Raw genomic sequence first — 20238 nt, forward strand, 5'->3', positions numbered from 1 at the left:
GCGCCTATGCCGATCCGGTCCTCGCGGCCTCTTCTGCAAATGAAGGGCCCGGCCGGAGGGGCCGAAATCTGTCCGGTCGCGGCACGAACGCGAGGCCGGACGGAGGCGCGGTCCCGATCCGGAACAGCTTTCCGGGCGGATGTCGCCCCAATCCGAGGTGCGCGCGATGTCCGATCCGATCTCCCGTACCGCCGCCCAGGCGCTCGTGGACCAACTCGTCGCCAACGGCGTCGGCCACGTCTTCGCGGTGCCGGGTGAGAGCTACCTGCCTGTGCTCGACGCGCTGCACGAGTCCGGCATCCCCATCACCGTCTGCCGTCAGGAAGGCGGAGCGGCGATGATGGCGGAGGCCCACGGCAAGGCGACGGGCCGGCCCGGCATCTGCTTCGTCACCCGCGGCCCCGGCGCCACCAACGCCTCGGCGGGCATCCACATCGCCCAGCAGGATTCGACGCCGATGATCCTGTTCGTCGGCCAGATCGAGCGGGGTCTGCGCGACCGCGAGGCGTGGCAGGAGGTCGATTACCGCGCCGCCTTCGGGCCGATCTCGAAATGGGCGACCGAGATCGAGACCGGTGCGCGGGTGCCCGAATACGTCTCCCGTGCCTTCCACGTCGCCTGCGGCGGTCGTCCCGGCCCGGTGGTGATGGCGCTGCCCAAGGACATGCTGAAGGACCCCGTGCCCGGCCCGACGGCGCCGGCCTTCGTGCCGGTCGAGGCCGCGCCCGGAATCGAGGACCTGGAGCGGCTGAGCCGGCTCCTCGCGGAAGCGCAAAACCCCTTCCTCGTGCTCGGCGGCAGCCGCTGGAACGAGCGCGCCTATGCCGACATCCGCGCCTTCGTGGAGCGCTTCGACCTGCCGGTGGCGACGAGCTATCGCCGCCTGCCGCTGTTCGACCCGCTGCACCCGAACTACGCGGGCGACCTGGGGTTGGCGGCCAACCCCAAGCTCGTCGCGCGGGTGAAGGCCGCCGACCTGCTGATCGTGCTCGGCGGGCGGCTCGGCGAGGTGGCGAGCCAGATGTACTCGCTCCTTGACATTCCGGCTCCGCGCACGCGCCTCGTCCACATCCATCCGGGGCCGGAGGAACTCGGCCGGGTCTACGTCCCGCATCTCGCCATCAACGCCGGCCCGACCCGCACGGCCGCCGCGCTCGCGCGCCTGCCCGCACCCGCGGCAACGCCGTGGTCGGAGGGCGCGCGGGCGGGCCACGCCGAGTACTTGGCCTGGAGCGAGACGGCGACGCCCCAGCCCGGCGCGGTCAATTTCGGCGAGGTGATGATCCAGCTTCGCGACGCGCTGCCGTCCGACGCGATCCTGTGCAACGGCGCGGGCAACTACGCCGCCTGGATCCACCGCTTCTACCGCTTCCGGCGGCTCGCCACCCACATGGCGCCGACCTCCGGCTCGATGGGCTACGGCGTGCCCGCCGCGGTCGCGATGAAGCGGCTGCACCCCGAGCGCATCGTGATATCGGTGAACGGCGACGGCGACTTCCTGATGAACGGCCAGGAATTCGCCACCGCCGTGCAGTACGGGCTCAACATCGTCTGCATCGTCGCCGACAACGCCAGCTACGGCACGATCCGGATGCATCAGGAACGCGATTTCCCCGGTCGCGTCTGCGCCACCGACCTCGTGAATCCGGATTTCGCGGCCTACGCCCGCGCCTTCGGCGGGGTCGGCTTCACGGTGGAGCGGACGGAGGACTTTTCCGCTGCGCTCGACGCGGCGCTGGCCGCAGGGCGGCCGGCGATCATCCATGTGAAGATCGCGGTCGATGCCATCGCGCCCGGCGCGACGCTGACGGCGATCAGGGAGAAGGCTTTGGCGGGGCAGTAAAAAACCCTCCCCCCCTCGGCGGAGCAGGCGGGAGAGCGGAGCGACGGTTCAGGATAGATCGATGCGTCGGATGACGCGCGCCTTCGTCGGCAGCGTCGCTCCCCTCTCCCGCCCCCCTTCGGGGGCCACCCTCTCCCGCGGAGGGAGAGGGAAGGGCGCTCATTTCTGGCGCCCGTGCGCAAAGTCCCAATACAACTGCCGCGCCAGCCGGAACATCGGCCCCGGCTCGAACCGCCTGTCGTCGAGTCCGGTCACCGGCGCGACCTTGGCGAAGTTGCCCGCCGTGAACACCTCGTCGGCGCTCAAAAAGTCGTCGTAGCGCAGCGTCTTCTCCACCACCTCGACGCCCGCGCCGCGCAGCAGCGCGATGACCCGTGCGCGGGTGATGCCGGCCAGGAACACGCCGTTGGGGACGGGGGTGTAGACCACGCCGTCGCGGGCCAGGAAGGCGTTGGCATTGGCGAATTCAGCGACGTTGCCGAGCCCGTCGAGCATCAGGCAGTTGCCGAAGCCGCGCGACAGCGCCTCGGTCAGCGCGCGGGCCCCGTTCGGGTAGAGGCAGCCCGCCTTGGCATCGACCGGGGCGACCTCGATCGAGGGGCGGCGGAAGGGGGAGAGCGTCGCGCGCACGCCGGACGGCAGCGGCATCGGCGCGGTGTAGATCGACAGGCACCAGTTGGTGGAGGCGGGATCGAACCGGACGCCGCCGGCGAACCCGCTCTCGGCCCAGTACATCGGCCGAATGTAGAGTTCCGCGTCCGACGCGAAGCGGCTGAGCCCCTGCGCGACGAGGTCGGTCCACTCTGCGACCGACACCTTCGGCTCAAGGCCGAGCGCCACCGCCGAGCGGTTGACGCGGGCGAGATGCAGGTCGAGGTCGGGCGTCACGCCCTCGAAGGCGCGGGCGCCGTCGAACACCGTCGAGCCGAGCCACGCGCCGTGGCTGCGCGGCCCCATGATCCGCACGTTTCCGGGATGCCACGCGCTCTCGAAGAAGGTCCAGGTGTCGGTCTCGGACGTCGTCATGGCGCGAGCCTCGAAGAGGGGGGAAAAGTGGGGCCGTCCGGCAGCGGTCCCGCGATTTTCAGGCGACTTCCTCCCCCCGCCCTCATCCTGAGGTGCGGAGCGAAGCGGAGCCTCGAAGGAGGGCTCCAGCTTGCGCGCGATCCCTGGAGCCCTCCTTCGAGGCCCGCCAAGGCGGGCACCTCAGGATGAGGGGGAGGGGTTGGATGAAGGAGGCGTCAGGCCGCTTCGAGCAGACCGCCGCCGACGCTCGTCGAGGACTTGCGGCGCAGCATCTTCTTGGCCTTGGCGAAGGCGCGAAGCGCGAGGGCGAGATACTTCGGCTGGGTCTGGCGGCAGAAGGCGACCTTCCGCACGTAGCTCTCGACATGCCAGTGGCAGACCGCACCGCGGGGGATGAACAGCACGTCGCCGGCCACGAAAGTCTTGGCCGGGTTCACGCCGTCGCTGATCGTGGCCGAGCCTTCGAGGAAGTGGATCGTCTCGTCGATGTCGTAATGCCACTCGAACTTGCCGGCGGTGCAGTCCCAGACGAGCGTCCAGGCCAGGCGGTCGGCGCTGCGCGACAGCATGGTGTTGCGCGCGATCGGCATCCCCTCGTGAACCCAGCTCGGCTCGATCGGAGCCGGCCGCAAATCGCCCGTCGTCACGGACGCAATCATCGGGGTGGTAGACACGTCTTCCTCGCTCAGAGATCGGGTGGGGTGTCCAGGACCACTCCGGAGGCACCCCCGAGTCAGCACCACCACAGACGACTTGATCTTGCAAGGTCGTAGTGAGCGTATGGCTAACGGCGGAAACGCGAGGACTGGAATTCGGGCCAAATCGTGACTTGGCTGTGAAGTAGAGTGGTCGAAACGGCACGTCCGCTTCACGCTGAGACAGCCTTTCTACGTAGAATTCCGCAACCATGCGGCGGGAAAGTCGGCCCCCAGGCTGTGAGTCGTCCGGCCATCCCCCTGATCTTCCATCAAAATCAACTCGACACCGCGACGGTGCAGGCCTCGCCGGGCACTGCTGATCGCGTGCCGTTTCGGCACATTCCGGCGTGGTCCCGGCCTTGCGGCAGGCCCGCCGACCCTCGGGTTCTACGGACGACACAGCACCATGCGCAGCGAAACGATCGCCGTTCACGCCGGCTTCGATCACGATCCGACCACCCACGCGGTCGCCGTGCCGATCTACCAGAGCGTCGCCTACGCATTCGACAGCGCGGATCACGGTGCCGCCCTGTTCAACCTGGAGGAAGAAGGTTTTCGCTACAGCCGAATCGCCAACCCGACGGTGAACGTGCTGGAGCGGCGCGTCGCGGAGCTGGAGGGCGGCCATTCGGCGCTCGCCGTCGCCTCCGGTCAGGCGGCGTTGCACTACGCCATCGCGACGTTGGCCGACCACGGCGGCAACATCGTCTGCGTGCCGCAGCTCTACGGCACCACCCACACGCTGCTCGCCCACGTGCTGCCGCGCCAGGGCATCGTCACCCGCTTCGCCGCGAGCGATAAGCCCGAAGACATCGAGAAACTCATCGATGGCGAGACCCGCGCGGTCTACTGCGAATCGATCGGCAACCCGGCCGGCAACATCTGCGATATCGAAGCTTTGGCGAAGGTCGCCCACGCCCACGGCGTGCCGCTCGTCGTCGACAACACCGTGCCGACGCCGATCCTGATGCGGCCGATCGATTACGGGGCCGACATCGTCATCGCCTCGCTCACCAAGTTCATGGGCGGGCACGGCACCACGCTCGGCGGCGTCGTCGTCGATTCCGGCAATTTCGACTGGGCCGCTCACCCCGAGCGCTTCCCGCAATTCTCGACGCTGGACGTGTCCTATCACGGCCTCGTCTACACCGAGCGCTTCGGCCGCGGCGCCTTCGCGGCCCGCGCCCGCAGCGTCTACCAGCGCACCACCGGCGCGGTGCTGCCGGCGATGTCGGCCTTCCTGCTGCTCCAGGGCATCGAGACGGTGGCGCTCCGCGTCGAGCGCCACGTCCAGAACGCCCGCAAGGTCGCCGAGTATCTGCGGGCGCATCCGGGCATCGAGTGGGTCAACTACGCGGGCTTCCCCGACAGCCCGAACCACGCGATGGCCCAAAAATATCTCGGCGGCGAGGGCTCCTCGCTGCTGACCTTCGGCGTGAAGGGCGGGTTCGAGGCCGGCAAGACGGTCTACGACGCGCTGAAGCTCGTGAAGCGGCTGGTCAACATCGGCGACGCCAAGTCGCTCGCCTGCCATCCGGCCTCGACCACCCACCGCCAGATGACGCCGGACGAGCAGCGCATCGCGGGCGTGCTGCCCGAGACCATCCGGATCAGCGTCGGCATCGAGCATATCGACGACATCGTCGCCGACCTCGACCAAGCGCTCGCTGCCGCCCGGCCCCTGGCGCTCGCGGCCTGACACGCGAAGCCGGGCGCGCCCGGCCCCATCCCGTTCGAGAGGAGAGACGCATGCTGGAACACGCTGCCTCCGGCGAGGTCCGCTTCGCCGAGACCGCTCCGCCCCACTTCGAAGCGGCGGCGCCCGCGCCGCGCCTGCGGATCGGGCTCCTCAACAACATGCCGGACACGGCGCTGGTCCAGACCGAACGGCAGTTCCGGCGCCTCATCGGCACGGATGTGGAGCTGAGCTTCTTCAGCCTCGCCTCGGTGCCGCGCGGGCCCCTGGCGCGGGCCCATCTCGACCGGTTCTACGCGCCCCACATTGCGCTGCCCTCGGCCGGGCTCGACGCCCTCGTGATCACCGGCTCCGAGCCGAAGGCCGCCCGCCTCGACGAAGAGCCGTATTACGCCGACTTCACCGAGGTGGTGGATTGGGCCGCCCGAGGCACGGTCTCGACGCTGTTCTCATGCCTCGCGGCGCATGCCGCGGTGCTGCATCTCGATGGCATCGAGCGTCGGCCGATGGCGACGAAGTTCTCCGGTGTCTATTCCTGCGCCGCGTCGAGCGTGCATCCGCTGCTCGCCGGCATGAGCCCGGTGATGCCGGTGCCGCATTCCCGCTGGAACGACCTGCCCGAGTCCGAGCTGACCGCCAAGGGCTACACCGTGCTGCGCCGCTCGGAGGATGTCGGCGTCGATCTGTTCGTGCGGGAGGGCGCGAGCCTGATGGTGTTCCTGCAGGGGCACCCGGAATACGACGCCGACACGCTCGCCCGCGAATACCGCCGCGACGTCGGCCGCTTCCTCGACGGCAGCCGCGACACCTGCCCCGGCCTGCCGGAGAACTACTACACCGACGATTCCACCGCGCGGCTTGAGGCCTTCGCCGCCCTGGCTCGGCTCCGCCGCGCGCCTGCGCTCCACGCCGACTTCCCCGCCATGGACGCCACCCCACCCCGCCCCGCCGCCTGGCAGGACGGCGCCGCCCGTCTTTTCCGGAACTGGCTTTCGCTGGTCGCGGCCAACCGGGCCCTGCGGATGGCAAGCGAGGCGGTGGCGTGACGACGCGTCCGGTTAACCCGCGCGGGCGAAGCTGAATTCCCCTCTCCCCGCACGCGGGGAGAGGGTCGCGACGACCCCGTCGTCGGCGCGACAAGCGGTAGCGGTGGTGAGGGGGCGCATCCGAAGGAGCCTCCTCCGCCGGAGCCCCCTCACCTTCGCCTGCCGGCTCGCTCCGGCGACGACGAGGTCGCCGAAGCCCTCTCCCCGCGTGCGGGGAGGGGGGATGCTCGGGCCACGAAGCGATCGAACGGATACGCCCATGACGACTCTGGACATCGCCTCTGCCGCCTCCGTCGCCCCGCCGCCGCGTGCCTCCTCCACCGCCGGCTGGATCGGCGCGCTGGAGCGCACCGCGCGCATCGACGCCAACCCGGACCGCATCTTCCCGCTGGTCCTCGACGCGGTCGCCGCCGAGCGGGCCGGCGCGCCGGCCCTGATCGGCACCGACGAGACCCTGACCCACGGCGATCTCGCCGCGCGCCGCCATCGCTACGCCCGCTGGGCGCTGGCCCAAGGGCTCGCCAAGGGCGACACCGTCGCGCTGATGATGCGCAACCGGCCCGATTATCTCGCGATCTGGCTCGGGCTGACCCGTGTCGGCGTGCGGGTGGCGCTGCTCAACACCAACCTGCGCGAGCGCGGGCTCGCCTACTGCATCGATACGGCCGCGCCCCGCATCCTGATCGCCGCGACCGACCTCGCCGAGGCGGTCGAGGGCGCGTGGCCGCATCTCGCATCGCCGCCCGAACTGTGCTGGCAGGGAGAGGGCGCCGAGGCCTCGCTCGCGGCGCAGGCCGCGCGGTTCGGGGCTGAGCCGCTCACCGCCGACGAGGCGCCCGCGGTGAGCCTGCGCGACCCGGCACTCTTGATCTACACCTCCGGCACCACCGGCCTGCCGAAGGCCGCCCGGGTGAGCCATCACCGCATCATGATGTGGACCCACTGGTTCGCGGGCCTCGCCGATCCGGGGCCGGACGACCGCATGTACGATTGCCTGCCGCTCTACCACAGCGTCGGCGGCGTCGTGGCGCCGGGCAGCGTCCTGCTCGGCGGCGGCTCGGTGGTGATCCGCGAAAAATTCTCGGCGAGCCGATTCTGGTCGGATGTCGCGGAATCCGGCGCGACCCTGTTCCAGTATATCGGCGAGCTGTGCCGCTACCTGACGCTGGCGCCCCCCGCCCCGCAGGAGCGGGCGCACTCGTTGCGCCTCTGCACCGGCAACGGCCTGCGCCCGGAGGTGTGGGAGCGCTTCCAGGAGCGGTTCGCGATTCCCCGCATCCTCGAATTCTATGCCGCCACCGAGGGCACGCTCTCGCTCTACAACGTCGAGGGCAAGGTCGGTGCGGTCGGTCGCGTGCCGAGCTTCATGGCGCGGCGCTCGCCCGCGCTGATCGTCCGGCACGACGTCGCCACCGGCCTGCCCTTACGCGACGCTGAAGGGCGCTGCGTGCCCACTGAATTCGGCGAGTCCGGCGAGCTTCTGGGCCGCCTGTCGGACAAGGCCGAATACACTTTCGAGGGCTATACCAGCGCGGCGGAAAGCGACCGCAAGGTGCTGCGCGACGTGGTGAAGCCCGGCGACGCCTGGATGCGCACCGGCGACCTGATGCGGCGCGACGCGCAGGGCTACTACTACTTCGTCGATCGCATCGGCGACACCTTCCGCTGGAAGGGCGAGAACGTTGCCACCACCGAGGTCGCCGAGGCGCTCGGTCGTACCGACGGAGTCATGGAAGCCTGCGTCTACGGCGTCGCGGTGCCGGGCGCCGACGGCCGCGCCGGCATGGCGGCCCTCACCGTTGGCCTTGGCTTCGACCTCGCCCGGCTCCACTCCGACATGGCCGAGCGGTTGCCCGCCTATGCCCGGCCGCTGTTCCTGCGCCTCACCGAGGAACTCGGCCACACCGAGACCTTCAAGCAGAAGAAGGCGGTGCTGGCGGAGGAGGGCTACGACCCGGCCCGCACCGCCGACCCGCTCTATATCGACCGCGACGGCGCCTATCGCCTGCTCGATCCGGCGCTTCACGGGCGGATCGCGGCCGGCACCCTGCGGCTGTAGAGCCAGGCGCTTGTCGTCAATCCGCCACATCTCCACCGCTTCCTGACGCCCGGCCGCCCATGATGGAGGCCCGGTGCTGGACGGACCCCGCGGCTTCGCGCTTCTTGAGAAGCGAAAGCGGGCCCGAGCGGAAGACGACGGTGCAGGCAGGGGCGCACAGCACGGACGCGACCGGGGGCGGCGACCTCCTCGCCTTCCTGCGCGCCCGCCACGGCGCCGAATCCGGCGAGTCGCGCGGCACCCGAGCCGGCGCCGGCGCCGCGGAAGCGATCTGGCGCGAGGGCCGGCTTCCCCCCGGCGATCTGGCGGACGCCATCGCGGCCTTCCACCGCCTGCCGCGGGCCGAGATCAAGCGCATCGCCGAAGCGCCCCATCTCCTCGACGGGCTGTCGCGGCGCTTCCTGCGCGAGGCCTTCCTCTATCCCGTCTCCGATTCCGGCCGCCCGCTGCTGTGCGTGGCCGACCCCTCGCTCGCCGAGCCGATCCAGGCCGCGAGCCTCGCCCTCGGCGCATCCGTTTCGCTCGCCGTGCTCTCGTTCGAGGAGATCGAGGCGCTGTTCGAGCGCGGCGGTACGGAAGCCGCGCCCGAGGCGGAGGACATCCCGGCCGAGATCGCCTTCTCCGACGATGTCGAGACGCTCCAAGACCTCGCCCGCGGCGCCCCGATCGTGCGGGCCATCGACGCGATGCTGGAGCGCGCCGTCGAGCAGGGCGCGACCGACATCCATATCGAGACCGGCCGCGAGGATCTGCGCGTCCGCTTCCGCATCGACGGCCATCTGCGGGCGCAGCAGACGCTGGCCAAGCACATGGCGCCCGCCATCCTGTCGCGGGTGAAGATCCTGGCCGGGCTCGACATCGCCGAGCGGCGCCTGCCGCAGGACGGGCGCACCAACGTCAAGGTCGGCAGCCAAGAGGCGGACCTGCGCGTCGCCGTGATGCCGACGCTCTACGGCGAGACCGCGGTGCTGCGCATCCTGCTCAAGGACACGCGCCTGCTCGAATTCAAGCGCATCGGCATGTCGGTCCGCGACCAGCAATCGATGGAACGGCTGCTGGCCGAGCCGCACGGCATCCTGATCGTCACCGGCCCCACGGGGTCGGGCAAGACGACGACGCTCGCCACGGCGATCTCGATGCTGAACGACCCCTCGCGAAAGATCGTGACGGTGGAGGACCCGGTCGAGTACCAGCTGCCCGGCATCCACCAGACCCAGGTGAAGCCGCAGATCGGGCTCACCTTCGCGACGGCTTTGCGCTCGTTCCTGCGCCACGACCCCGACGTGATCATGGTCGGCGAGATGCGCGACCGGGAGACCGCGGCGATCGGCATCCAGGCCGCGCTCACCGGCCACCTCGTGCTCACCACGCTCCACACCAACACCGCCGCCGACGCAGTGGTGCGGCTGGCCGACATGGGCGTCGAGCCGTACCTGATCGCGGCCTCGTTGCGCGGCGTGCTCGGCCAGCGGCTGGTGCGGCGGCTGTGCGAGAAGTGCAAGGCGCCCGATCCCCGAGCGGTTGAGGCCGCCCTCGACATCTGCGCGAAGCGCGGCACGCCCGCGCCCGAGCGGCGCGACTACTTCAAGGCGGTGGGCTGCCCGCATTGCGGCGGCACCGGCTATCGCGGCCGGGTCGGCGTGTTCGAGGTGCTGACCATCGATTCCGAGATCGAGCCGCTGGTGCGGCGCGAGCCCGACCCGTCCCGCATCTTGGAGGCCGCGCGGGCCCGCGGCATGACCACCATGCTCGACGACGGCATCACCAAGGCGGGGCAGGGTCTCACCTCCCTCGACGAAGTGATGCGGATCACCGGCTAGCGGGGCGGCGATGACGGCCTCGACCCGCATGGCAGGATTTTTCGCGCAGTCGGCCGCCCTCAGGGGCCGCCTCGGCGCCTCGCCGCTCGTCGCCAAGGTCGGCGGCGCGGTCTCGCTGCTGCTCGACGCCTTCGTGGCGGCCCTGGAGCCGCGCCTCGGCCGCTTCCTCGACCGCAGCCGCCGCGTCGCGGTGGTCGAGGGCGACGGCCTCGCGCTCTACGAGGTGCGCGAGGGCCGGGTGACCCCGCGCGGACCCTTCGACGGCGCGGCCCCGAAGGAGTTTTCCGGGCGCGGCCTCGAACTGCGGCTGCCGCCGCACCTCTTCCTCGCCCGCACCCTGCGCCTGCCGGATGCCGGGCGCGACTATCTCGGGCCGATCCTGTCCCACCGCCTGGAGCGCCTGACGCCCTGGCGGCCCGACCGGGTGCTCTACGGCTACGACGTGCCCGAGCCCGCCGGCCCCGACGGCACCATCGCGGTCGATCTGCTGGCGACCTCCGCCGACCTCGTCGCCCCCCATCTCGACGCGCTGACGGGGGCCGGCCTCGAGGTGACGGCGCTCGGCAGTTCCGCCGCACCCCTCGACGCGCCGCTCGCCATCGACCTCTACCGCGGTCGCCCCGGCGCAGGCGGGGCCAGCCCGCTCCGCCGCCCGGTGGCGCTCGCCGCCGCCCTCGCCTTCGGCCTCCTGATTCCGGCCTGCCTCGCGGCCGCGCTTCTGGCGGACTCCGCCGAGACCGAACAGGCCGAGACCGGCTCGCATCTCGCCGCGCTCCGCTCGCGGCTCGCCGCCCGCTCCGGCCCCGGCGGCACCCGCGAGGCCGCGCTGCTCGCTGCCAAGCGCCCGGAATCCAGCACCCTCGTGCTGATCGACCGGCTCAGCACGGCGCTCCCCGACGGCACGGTGCTGCGCGAACTCGACGCCGACGGTTCAAAAGTCCGCGTCGTCGGCCGCTCGGACGACGCCGCCGCGCTGATCGGCCTGCTCGAAGGGCAGGGCGGCCTCTCGGCGGTGCGCTTCGCCGCCCCGGTGATCCGCGATGCCGAGCGGCGCGAGGCCTTCGACATCGTGGCGAGCCGGGCGCCCGGCCAGCGGGCGGAGGCTGGGCGATGAGCGCCGATCCGCGTGTCCCGCCGGCGCTCCGCCGCTGGATCGGACCCCTCTCGGTCGCATTCTTCGTCGGCCTGCCGCTGCTTCTGGCGGCGCTGACCCTCGACCGTCTCGCCGCGTGGTGGGAGGCGAGCCAAGCGGTGGAGGAGAACCGCACCCGCATCACCCAGATCGAGGCCCGCATCCGCCGCCTCGCCGCCGAGCAGGCCAAGACTCGCGAAGGGGAGGGGCCGGAAGCGACCCGGACCCATTCGGTCTTCCTCGACGCCGCCGCGCCGGGCCTCGCGCGGGCCGAGATGCAGCGCCGCCTGAGCGCGCTGGTCGATGCCGCGGGCGGGCGGCTGATCGAGGTGCGCGGCGAGGACGAGGCCGACGACGGCCGCAGCGTGCTGCTGCGGGCGAGCCTCGACATCGCCAATGACGGCCTGTTCGATCTCCTGGCCACCCTTGAGGCCGGGATGCCGCTGCTGACGGTCGAATCGATCAACATCCGCACCCAGGCCGGCCGCGGCGCAGCAGTCGAAGACCCGCAGCCGACCCTGCGCGTCGCGCTGGCGATCCGCGGCCACCGCCGCGAGGGCCGCACATGATGGGTTTTTCCGCGCGCGCCCTGTCCTTCTCCCTTCTCCTCGCTGCGGCGAGCCCGGCGCTGGCCGAGAGCCCGTTCGGCTCCCCCGCCTGGGTCCGCGAGCAGGAGGCCTTGCGGCAGGCCGAGGATGCGCGCCTCGGGCGCAAACCCGCCGCGCCCCCCGCGGCCTCTCCCGCTCCGTCCGAGCCCGCCATCGCCGCGGCCCCGCCCGAGCCCGAGGCGCCCGCCGAGACCGCCCTGGTCGAGCCGCCGCCCGAGCCCGAACTCCCGCTCCCGCAGATCGCCCCATCGGCCAACCCCTTGAGCCGGATGGCCTTCAAGGATCTCGATGGCTTCCGGCAGCGTCCGCTCTTCGCGCCCTCGCGGCGGCGCCCCGACCAACCCGTGGCCTACGCGGCCCCGCCGCCGCCTCCGATCGAGACGCCCGCGAGCCCGCCGCCGGAACTGCGTCTCGTCGGGATCGTGGCCGGCGTCGATCGGGCGGTGGCGCTGGTCAGCCGGCAGGAGGGCGCATCGCTCAGCCTGCGGGTGGGTGATCAGGTCGATGCGTGGCGGGTGGACCGGATCGCGCCGGACCGCGTCGTCCTGCGCGAGGGCGAGCGCGAGCAGACCTACCGCCTGTTCGCCCTGCCGCCCGCCGCCGCGCCGGGCGCTCGCCTCCCCGAAGGCGCCGTCGTCCGCGTGCCCTGAGCCAAACGCTCGCGTTTCCGTGGCTGCATTCGCGCGCGGGGCCGGCCCGGATGCGCCGGGGTTAAGGACTTCTCAACGCGTTAACCTCGATTGACCAAATTGTGTGTCAAATCGAGCACGGCGCGGTTGAAAGCGGTGGTTCGGGCCAAGGCCCGCATGGGCAGGCGCCGGACCCGCCGGTAAGCTTACCGTCGGCCTCATCAAGAGAACCCGATGCCATCGCTCCGGCGCGCCTTGCTCCCCTCCCTGCTGCTGGTGCTGGCCGCCCTCGCGCCCGCTGCCGGACAGACCCTGCCGCGCACCGGCCTGACCGGGCCGGAAATGGGCATGGACCTCTCGGCCAAGCCGATTCGCGGCGGCGGGGCCGCCCGCCCGGCCGCGGACGCGGTGACCCAGCCGGCGCGCGGCGTCGGGCGCAGCCGCTATTTCGGCCCCGAGGACGTCGATCGCACCGCGGGCACCGGCCTCGGCGGGCTGTCCGAGCAGGCGGAGGCCATCGAGATCGGCGGCGGCCCGGCGCAGGATGCGGTGAACGGCGGGGGTTTTCGCCTCAATTTCGAGCGGGCCGAGATCAAGGATGTCGTCCACGCGATCCTCTCGGACACGCTCGGCCTCAACTACACCATGGGCGCCGACGTCTCGGGCCAGATCACCATCTCGTCGCCCCGGCCGCTCTCGCGCAACGAACTGCTCGCCTCGCTGGAGAGCGTGCTCGCCGGCCAGGGCTTCTCGATGAGCAAGGCCGGCACCGGCTACCGCATCGTCCCGGCCGCCGCCGGGCTCGGCACGGTCAATCTCGGCGCGGGCGGTCCCGGCTACGGCGTCTCGGTCGTGCCGCTGCGCTACGTCTCGGCGGCGACGATGTCGAAGCTCGTCTCCGGCTTCGTGGCGGATGCCGACGGCCTGCGGTTCGACGCGACCCGCAACACCATGATCGTCAAGGGTCCCGGCCCCAAGCGGCAGGAGGCGGTGAGCGCGATCCTGGCCTTCGACGCCGACTGGATGCGCGGCCAGACGGTGAGCCTGTTCGAGCTGAAGCGGGCCAGGCCCGAGGCGGTGGTCGCCGAACTGACCCAGCTGTTCGACACCGGCGAGAACGGCTCCGGGCAGGGCCTGATCCAGTTCAAGCCGATCGGGCGGTTGCGCGCCGTGCTGGCGACCTCGAAGAACGCCGGCCTGCTGCGCCGCGCCGAAGGCTTCGTGCGCGAGCTCGACGGCACGGCGGAGGCCGCCGAGGAGACGGTGTTCGTGTACAAGGCGCGCTACCGCAACGCGGTCGAACTCGCCCGCGTCGTCAACGGCCTGTTCGGCGGTGGCAATTCCGGGATGATGAGCGGGCTCGGTGGCGGCATGTCCGGCAGCGGCCTCGGCGGCGCCCGCTCGGGCCTGTCGAGCCAAGCCGGCTCCGGCCTCGGCGGCACCGACGGCGGCATGGGTGGCGGGATGGGCGGCGGCGGCATGGGGAGCGGCATGTCGTCGGGGGGCATGTCGTCCACTGGGTCGGGCCTCGGCGGCACCGGCGTCGGCTCCGGCGGCGGGATGAACCAGAACGGCGGCAGCGGCGCCGACCTGCTCAAGGCGCGCTTCGCCTCGGCCTTCGGCGATCAGGCCGGGCAGGGGCAGGGCAATGGCGGCGGCGGCATCGACGGCGCGATGATGGGCGGGGGCAGCCTCGACCTGACGCAGCGCTCGGGGAACAAGCGCGTCTCGATCAGCGCCGACCCGGCCCAGAACGCGGTCGTGACCTACACCGACGGCGAGACCTACCGGAAGATCCACGCGGCGCTCCAGCGCCTCGACGCGACCCCGGTGCAGGTCGCCATCAACGTCACCATCGCCGAGGTGCGGCTGACCGACCAGCTCAAGTACGGCGTGCAGTACTTCCTCGATTCGAGCCGGATCGGCATCGGCGGCAACAAGGGCTCGATCGGCCTGCTCAGCGCCGCCGCGGGCGCCTCCGGCGGCGTGGCCAACAAACTGTCGCCGGGCGGCGCCGGCTTCAACTTCCTCGTCGGCGGCTATTCCGGGCCGGATATCGTCATCTCGGCGCTCGACGGCTTCACCGACGTCAAGATCCTGTCCTCGCCCTCGCTCGTGGTGCTGGAGAACCAGCCCGCGACCCTGCAGGTCGGCGATTCCGTGCCGATCACCACGACGCAGGCGACGAGCGTGACGGTGCCGGGCGCGCCGCTCGTCAATCAGGTCGAGATGCGCGACACCGGCATCATCCTCAACGTCATCCCGCGCATCGGCCAGAACGGCGCGGTGACGATGCAGATCGAGCAGGAGATTTCCGCCGTCGTCGATACGGTGAAGACGCTGACCCCGACGATCTCAAAGCGGCGCGTCGCCAGCATGATCTCGGTGCCCAACGGCCAGACCGTACTGCTCGCCGGCCTGATCCAGGAGAAGAATCTTCGCGGGCGCGACGGCATCCCGTTCCTGAGCCGGCTCGCCAATGTCGGCGATCTGTTCTCCTCCACCGACAACGCCGCCGACCGGACCGAACTCGTCGTGTTCATCCGCCCCGTGGTGGTGCGCTCCGGCCGCGATGCGCAGCGCGTGGCCGAGGATTACCGCGGCCAGCTCTACGACGCCGCCGCCCGCCGCGGCGGGCGCGCGCCCGCCGCCGCGCGGCCCGTGGTCGTGAAGCCGTGAGGCCATCATGGCCCGGCCCGTCAGCGCCGACGATCACGGCCTCGCCTGCCTCGGTGTAGCGGGCGCCGGAGCGCTCGCGATCCTCGCCCTCGGCACCGGCCCGCTCGGGCTCGCCGCGGCCGGGGTGGCGCTCGCGCTGCTCGCGGCCCGCATCGCGTGGCAAGACCTGACCGACTTCACCATCCCCGACAGCGCCACGCTGGCGCTTGGCCTTCTCGGCATCGCGTGGCGCGTGGCCGCGACCGTCGAGGCCGGTGAGAGTGTGAGTGCCGAACTCACCCTGGTCGCCCTCGACTGCCTACTCTGCGGCGGCGCGCTGTGGGCCTTGCGGGAAGTCTATTTCCGCCGCCGCGGCCATGACGGGATCGGGCTGGGCGACGTGAAGCTCGCCGCCGCCGGCGGGCTGCTCGTCGGCACGGGCGGCTTCGCGTGGTGCCTGTTCGGCGCGAGTTTTTTTGGAATTTTGCTGCTCGTCGGACGAAGAGTGCTGGCGATACAGGGCGGCACGCCGGAAGAGCGGCTGGCCTTCGGCGCAGTGCTGGCGCCGGCGCTCGCTCTCGGTTGGCTCGTTGCCGCGGTCCCGGTCGGCTGATGCCCGCCTTCGAGTATCAGGCGCTGGACGCGGCCGGAAAGCTCCTCTCCGGCACCATGGAGGCGGAGTCGCGCGCCGAGGTGATGGCGCAACTCGACCGCAGCGGCTGGACCCCGATCGCGGCCAAGCCCAAGGCCGCCGCCACCGGGCGCTCCCTGCGCGATCTGCTGACGCCGGAGCCCCGCCCGGAAGAGATCACCGCCATGACCCTCGACCTCGCCATGCTGCTGAAAGGCGGCGTGGCGCTCAACGAGGCGCTGGCGATCCTCGTGCAGATGGAGAGCAAGCGCTGGCTCTCCGCCGTGCTGCGCGAACTCAACGTCGCCCTCTCCCACGGCAAGAGCCTGTCGCAGGCGCTGAGCCAGCACCCGAGGCTGTTCCCGCCGATCTACGTGAAGATGGTCGAGGTCGCCGAGACCGCGGGCCGGCTGGAGGAGGCCCTGACCGGGCTCGCCGCCGAGCGCCAGCGCGGCGAGCGGCTGAAGAAGCGCTTCGTCTCGGCGATCTCCTACCCGCTCTTCCTCGTCGGTGCGGCGATCGCGGTTTTGTTCTTCGTGCTGATCTACCTGATCCCGAAATTCGAGGTGGCGCTCCAGGGCTTTCGCGAACGGATCGATCCGAGCGCGCTGGTCGTGTTCAACATGTCGGCCTTCCTCAACCGCAACCTCGACGCCGTGGTGATCGGCATGGCGGCGATCCTCGGGGGCGCGATGCTGGTCAACCGCCTCGGGCGCGAGCGCGGCCTGTGGCTGCGGCTGGTCGCGGCGCTGCCGCTCTCGAAGACCGTGCTGGCGCACGAACTCACCGTCACCTTCTGCCGCACGCTCGCCATCCTGGTGCGCAACGGAGTCGACATCTCGACGGCGCTGCGCCTGATCCGCGGCGTCGTGCGCCTGCCGGGCGCCGGGGCCGAGATCGACCGGGTGACCGCGGATGTCCGCCAAGGCAAGCGCCTCTCGGAGGCGCTGACGCGGGGAAAACTGTTTCCGCGCCATGTCGTGCAGATGCTGCGCGTCGGCGAGGAGGCGGGCGATCTCGCCGACAGCGCCAGCCGGGTGGCGGTGTTCTACGAGGCCAAGCTCGATGCCGCGCTCGGTCGGGTGATCGCGGTGGTCGGCCCGGCGGTGATGGTGGTGGTGAGCGTGCTGATCGCGTGGCTGATCATCTCGGTGATGACCGCGCTGATGAGCATCAACGACATGCTGATGTGATGAGTCTCGAGGTTTCCATGTCCCGCTCCCTCACGGCTCTGCGCCGCGACCGACGCACCCGCGACCGCCAAGGCGGCTTCACCCTGGTCGAGCTTCTGGTCGTGCTGGTGATCCTCGGCCTCGTCATGGGCCTCGCGGGCCCCCGCGTGCTCGGCTATCTCGGCAGCTCGCGGGAAAAGACCGCGCGGCTGCAGATCGAGTCGTTCTCCTCGGCGCTCGACCTCTACTTCCTCGACAACGGCCGCTATCCGTCCACCAGCGAGGGCCTGGACGCGCTGGTGAAGCGCCCGCCCGCCGCGGAGGCCTGGAGCGGGCCCTACCTCAAGCAGTCGAACGTGCCCGCCGATCCCTGGGGCCGCGCCTACGAGTACCGCGCGCCGGGCAAGTCCGGCCCCTACGCCATCGTCTCGCTCGGCGCCGAAGGCCAGCGCGGCGCCGGCATGATCGGCAAGGAATAGTTTTCTCAGTGAGGGTCGGCGCCCGCGACGGCTTCACCCTGATCGAGGCGCTCGTCGCCTTCGCGATCGTGGCGGCGCTGAGCCTCGTCGTGCAGCGCGGGCTGATCCAGTCGCGGGTCGGCTGGGCGGCGGTGGAGGACCGCACCGGCGCCGAGCGGCTCGCCCGCTCCCTGCTGGAAGAGCCGCTGACGCCCGCCGCCGTCGCCGCCGGGGGCCGCGAGGGCGTCACCGACGGGCGCCGCTGGCGCGTCGGCCTCCAGACCCTCGACCTGCCGCTGCCGAACCCGCCGGAGCCGGAGGCCGGTGCGGCCCCATCGCCGCCCGCCCAGGAGGGGCCGCGCTGGATGCCGTTGCGGGTGCGGATCGAGGTGGCGACCGCGCGGGGCCGCCCGGTCGAGGTCGAGACGGTGCGGCTCGCGCCCTTCCCGGCCAACTCGCCTTAACCCGACAAGTCGCCCTAACCCGTCAGCCGCGCATGGGCCACGTCCATCTCCTGCTCGGCATGGAGGATCAGGTAGGCGACCTGATCCTCGTCGAGGTCGGCCTCCTTGAGCTTGTGGCGCAATTCGCTCGCGTAGGTCTCGGCCGCGCCGCGCAAGGGCGGGGACGAGGGGGTGGGCAGGAAGCGCAGCAGCAGCGGGCTGGTGATCTCCTCGCGCACGAAGCCGCGGTGGTTGGCGAGCCGGCGCAGGCGCAAGGCGAGGTCTTCGAGCCGCGATTCCGGCAGGTAGTTGCGGGCTGCCGTGCGGTGCGTGGGACGGGGCATTAACAGCCGGTTTCCTGGGTTCTCGAACCGCAGGCTTAAGTCCACATCCGTCAGCGTTTCGTTTCCGGATTCATCCGAATGTGCCGCATCCACAAGGCTGCGGCCGCCGCCCACGGCTCTGTGTCCGCCGGCGGGATTTCAGGTGGGCCATGCGCCGGAATCGCGGTTCCTGTTCCCCGCGCCCCCGACACGCCTGCAGCCGCTCGGCCCACTAAGCCTCACAGGTGCGATGCAGAGAACTGGTCCGCACCGTCCCGTCACTGCCGGCCCCGCTGCCACGCCGGCCCGAGAGGGCTCGCGAAACCATCGGGCGCATCGGCCGCGGGGAGGGCCGATGTAGAGGTCCGCGGGCGCGGGAGCAACCATCGGCCCGGCGACCATTCGCCCTTCGTCCCGCAGGGAACACGGCGTGCCCGGCCGCTTCCTCCCGTCCATCCCCTCATCCTGAGGCTCCGCTGCTCCGCACCTCAGGATGAGGCGGATGGACGGGGAAACCGGTCGAACGGCCTCGATCGACTGCGCCGCGGGCGTCACCACGCCCGCGGCAAAACCCCAAAAACTACCGCAGCGAGCCGCAGAAGCGTTGGATGCGGCGGCAGGCTTCTTCCAGCGCCATGTTCGAGGTGGCGTAGGAGATGCGCAGGTTCGGGCCCAGCCCGAAGGCTGAGCCGTGGACCGCCGCGACCCCTTCCGCCTGGAGGAGTTCGGTGACGAAGTCCTCGTCGGTCTCGAGCGTCTTGCCGGTCTCGGTCTTGCGGCCGATCAGCTCGGCACAGGACGGGTAGACGTAGAAGGCGCCCTCCGGCGTCGGGCACTTGAGGCCGCTCGTCTGGTTCAGCATCGAGACCACGAGGTCGCGCCGCTCCTGGAACGCCTCCTTGAAGCGGGCGAGGTGCTTCTGCGTGCCGTCGAGCGCGGCCACCGCCGCCCATTGCGAGATCGAGGAGGCGCCCGAGGTCTGCTGGCCCTGGACGAAGTCCATCGCCTTAATGAGCGGCTCCGGACCGGCGGCGTAGCCGATGCGCCAGCCGGTCATGGCGTAGGCCTTCGAGACGCCGTTCATGGTGAGCGTGCGCTCGTAGAGGCCGGGCTCGACCTGAGCCGGGGTGACGAACTCGAAGGCGCCGTAGGTCAGGTGCTCGTACATGTCGTCGGTCAGCACCCAGACGTGGGGATGGCGCATCAGCACGTCGGTCACCGTCTTGAGCTCGTCGCGGCTGTAGGCGGCGCCGGACGGGTTCGAGGGCGAGTTGAGGATGATCCACTTGGTCTTCGGGGTGATCGCCCGCTCCAGATCCTCCGCCTGGAGCTTGAAGTCGTGCGCCATGTCGGTCTCGACGAAGACCGGCGTGCCGCCGCACAGCACCACCATCTCCGGATAGGACACCCAGTAGGGGCGCGGGATCACCACCTCGTCGCCGGGGTTCAGGGTGGCGAGCAGCGCGTTGTAGATGACGTGCTTGCCGCCGGTGCCCACGATGGTCTGCGAGGCCTTGTAGTCGAGGCCGTTCTCGCGCTTGAACTTCTTCACGATGGCCTCGCGCAGCGGCACGATGCCGGAGACGGGCGGGTACTTGGTCTCGCCGCAGCGGATCGCATCGATCGCCGCCTCCTTGATGTGGTCGGGCGTATCGAAGTCCGGCTCGCCGACCGAGAGGCTGATCACGTCGACGCCTTTGGCTTTCAGCTCCCGGGCCTTCTGCGTCATCGCGATGGTCGCGGAGGGTTTGACGCGCGAGAGGGCGTCGGCGAGAAAGCCCATGGGAGAACTCCGAAAATTCTGCGTTTGCGTCCGGGCCGGATGTCGATTTGGGACCCGCGCGCCCTCGTAGTCCCGCCGTGCCGGAGCGACAAGGCCGGGGAGCCGATACCCGCCGCCCGTTGCTGGCATTTTCTACACCACGCCCTGGCCGCAATCCCGCACGGCGCCGTGGTCCGGTTTCCCGGCGCCCAATGTCGTCCGCAGCTTCGCGCA

The 20238-nt window shown here is 71.0% G+C and carries 17 protein-coding genes; 13 read left to right on the top strand and 4 right to left on the bottom strand.

Going from position 1 to position 20238, the window contains the following annotated elements; all coding sequences use genetic code 11:
- The first annotated feature begins 166 nt into the window (after positions 1 to 166).
- A complete protein-coding gene (locus ASG52_RS20180; RefSeq protein WP_056247611.1) occupies positions 167 to 1843 on the top strand; it encodes a thiamine pyrophosphate-binding protein in 1677 nt (558 codons plus the stop codon).
- 159 nt (positions 1844 to 2002) lie between these two features.
- Here the strand turns inward: ASG52_RS20180 and ASG52_RS20185 are convergent, their stop codons facing one another.
- Positions 2003 to 2869, bottom strand: a complete 867-nt coding sequence (locus ASG52_RS20185) for a branched-chain amino acid aminotransferase (RefSeq protein WP_056247127.1) — start codon at positions 2867 to 2869, stop codon at positions 2003 to 2005.
- Positions 2870 to 3084: 215 nt separating this feature from the next.
- Entirely contained in the window at positions 3085 to 3528 is a 444-nt protein-coding gene (locus ASG52_RS20190; protein ID WP_082552662.1) for a cupin domain-containing protein, read from the bottom strand.
- Positions 3529 to 3973: 445 nt separating this feature from the next.
- Between ASG52_RS20190 and ASG52_RS20195 the strand changes: the two genes are divergently transcribed.
- From ASG52_RS20195 to ASG52_RS20250, 12 genes are all read left to right on the top strand, one after another.
- Positions 3974 to 5266 (top strand): O-acetylhomoserine aminocarboxypropyltransferase/cysteine synthase family protein, encoded by a 1293-nt coding sequence (locus ASG52_RS20195; RefSeq protein WP_056247131.1) that lies wholly within the window; start codon positions 3974 to 3976, stop codon positions 5264 to 5266.
- Positions 5267 to 5316: 50 nt separating this feature from the next.
- A complete protein-coding gene (gene metA, locus ASG52_RS20200; protein WP_056247133.1) occupies positions 5317 to 6309 on the top strand; it encodes a homoserine O-succinyltransferase MetA in 993 nt (330 codons plus the stop codon).
- Between the two features lie 259 nt (positions 6310 to 6568).
- Complete coding sequence (locus ASG52_RS20205; RefSeq protein WP_056247135.1) at positions 6569 to 8368, top strand: long-chain-acyl-CoA synthetase; 1800 nt, start codon at positions 6569 to 6571, stop codon at positions 8366 to 8368.
- 140 nt (positions 8369 to 8508) lie between these two features.
- Positions 8509 to 10188 carry a GspE/PulE family protein gene (locus ASG52_RS20210; protein ID WP_286159120.1) on the top strand — a complete coding sequence of 560 codons (1680 nt, stop codon included), beginning with the start codon at positions 8509 to 8511 and terminating at the stop codon, positions 10186 to 10188.
- A gap of 28 nt (positions 10189 to 10216) precedes the next feature.
- Positions 10217 to 11302: a PilN domain-containing protein gene (locus ASG52_RS20215; protein WP_156384053.1), complete on the top strand. Its 1086-nt coding sequence runs from the start codon at positions 10217 to 10219 to the stop codon at positions 11300 to 11302.
- On the top strand, positions 11299 to 11889 hold the full coding sequence (gene gspM, locus ASG52_RS20220) for a type II secretion system protein GspM (RefSeq protein WP_056247137.1): 591 nt from the start codon (positions 11299 to 11301) through the stop codon (positions 11887 to 11889). Before ASG52_RS20215 ends, gspM begins: the two co-directional genes overlap by 4 nt.
- The gene (locus tag ASG52_RS20225) at positions 11886 to 12578 is read left to right on the top strand and encodes a type II secretion system protein N (RefSeq protein WP_156384054.1); all 693 of its coding nucleotides are present in this window, start codon (positions 11886 to 11888) and stop codon (positions 12576 to 12578) included. Before gspM ends, ASG52_RS20225 begins: the two co-directional genes overlap by 4 nt.
- Before the next feature lie 213 nt (positions 12579 to 12791).
- Complete coding sequence (gene gspD / locus ASG52_RS20230; protein ID WP_056247142.1) at positions 12792 to 15236, top strand: type II secretion system secretin GspD; 2445 nt, start codon at positions 12792 to 12794, stop codon at positions 15234 to 15236.
- Between the two features lie 7 nt (positions 15237 to 15243).
- On the top strand, positions 15244 to 15828 hold the full coding sequence (locus ASG52_RS20235; protein WP_056247144.1) for a prepilin peptidase: 585 nt from the start codon (positions 15244 to 15246) through the stop codon (positions 15826 to 15828).
- Positions 15828 to 17039, top strand: coding sequence for a type II secretion system F family protein (locus ASG52_RS20240; protein ID WP_056247146.1), 1212 nt, complete (start codon positions 15828 to 15830; stop codon positions 17037 to 17039). The genes ASG52_RS20235 and ASG52_RS20240 overlap by 1 nt, the downstream gene beginning before the upstream one ends.
- Positions 17040 to 17056: 17 nt before the next feature.
- Positions 17057 to 17497 (top strand): type II secretion system major pseudopilin GspG, encoded by a 441-nt coding sequence (gene gspG, locus ASG52_RS20245; RefSeq protein ID WP_056247615.1) that lies wholly within the window; start codon positions 17057 to 17059, stop codon positions 17495 to 17497.
- Between the two features lie 8 nt (positions 17498 to 17505).
- Positions 17506 to 17940 (top strand): prepilin-type N-terminal cleavage/methylation domain-containing protein, encoded by a 435-nt coding sequence (locus ASG52_RS20250; protein WP_056247151.1) that lies wholly within the window; start codon positions 17506 to 17508, stop codon positions 17938 to 17940.
- A 14-nt stretch (positions 17941 to 17954) separates the two neighbouring features.
- Here the strand turns inward: ASG52_RS20250 and ASG52_RS20255 are convergent, their stop codons facing one another.
- On the bottom strand, positions 17955 to 18263 hold the full coding sequence (locus ASG52_RS20255; RefSeq protein WP_056247153.1) for a hypothetical protein: 309 nt from the start codon (positions 18261 to 18263) through the stop codon (positions 17955 to 17957).
- Between the two features lie 559 nt (positions 18264 to 18822).
- The gene (locus ASG52_RS20260) at positions 18823 to 20025 is read right to left on the bottom strand and encodes a pyridoxal phosphate-dependent aminotransferase (protein ID WP_056247155.1); all 1203 of its coding nucleotides are present in this window, start codon (positions 20023 to 20025) and stop codon (positions 18823 to 18825) included.
- Positions 20026 to 20238: the final 213 nt, after the last annotated feature.

This window comes from Methylobacterium sp. Leaf456 (assembly GCF_001425465.1).
Taxonomy (GTDB): Bacteria; Pseudomonadota; Alphaproteobacteria; order Rhizobiales; family Beijerinckiaceae; genus Methylobacterium.

Excerpts from the sequence above, each read along its gene's own strand:
- ASG52_RS20225 (WP_156384054.1), top strand. The coding sequence starts at position 11,886 with ATGATGGGTTTTTCCGCGCGCGCCCTGTCCTTCTCCCTTCTCCTCGCT.
- gspD (WP_056247142.1), top strand. The coding sequence starts at position 12,792 with ATGCCATCGCTCCGGCGCGCCTTGCTCCCCTCCCTGCTGCTGGTGCTG.
- ASG52_RS20185 (WP_056247127.1), bottom strand. The coding sequence starts at position 2,869 with ATGACGACGTCCGAGACCGACACCTGGACCTTCTTCGAGAGCGCGTGG.
- ASG52_RS20195 (WP_056247131.1), top strand. The coding sequence starts at position 3,974 with ATGCGCAGCGAAACGATCGCCGTTCACGCCGGCTTCGATCACGATCCG.
- ASG52_RS20180 (WP_056247611.1), top strand. The coding sequence starts at position 167 with ATGTCCGATCCGATCTCCCGTACCGCCGCCCAGGCGCTCGTGGACCAA.
- metA (WP_056247133.1), top strand. The coding sequence starts at position 5,317 with ATGCTGGAACACGCTGCCTCCGGCGAGGTCCGCTTCGCCGAGACCGCT.
- gspM (WP_056247137.1), top strand. The coding sequence starts at position 11,299 with ATGAGCGCCGATCCGCGTGTCCCGCCGGCGCTCCGCCGCTGGATCGGA.
- gspG (WP_056247615.1), top strand. The coding sequence starts at position 17,057 with ATGTCCCGCTCCCTCACGGCTCTGCGCCGCGACCGACGCACCCGCGAC.
- ASG52_RS20215 (WP_156384053.1), top strand. The coding sequence starts at position 10,217 with ATGGCAGGATTTTTCGCGCAGTCGGCCGCCCTCAGGGGCCGCCTCGGC.
- ASG52_RS20205 (WP_056247135.1), top strand. The coding sequence starts at position 6,569 with ATGACGACTCTGGACATCGCCTCTGCCGCCTCCGTCGCCCCGCCGCCG.
- ASG52_RS20260 (WP_056247155.1), bottom strand. The coding sequence starts at position 20,025 with ATGGGCTTTCTCGCCGACGCCCTCTCGCGCGTCAAACCCTCCGCGACC.
- ASG52_RS20240 (WP_056247146.1), top strand. The coding sequence starts at position 15,828 with ATGCCCGCCTTCGAGTATCAGGCGCTGGACGCGGCCGGAAAGCTCCTC.
- ASG52_RS20235 (WP_056247144.1), top strand. The coding sequence starts at position 15,244 with ATGGCCCGGCCCGTCAGCGCCGACGATCACGGCCTCGCCTGCCTCGGT.
- ASG52_RS20255 (WP_056247153.1), bottom strand. The coding sequence starts at position 18,263 with ATGCCCCGTCCCACGCACCGCACGGCAGCCCGCAACTACCTGCCGGAA.
- ASG52_RS20190 (WP_082552662.1), bottom strand. The coding sequence starts at position 3,528 with ATGATTGCGTCCGTGACGACGGGCGATTTGCGGCCGGCTCCGATCGAG.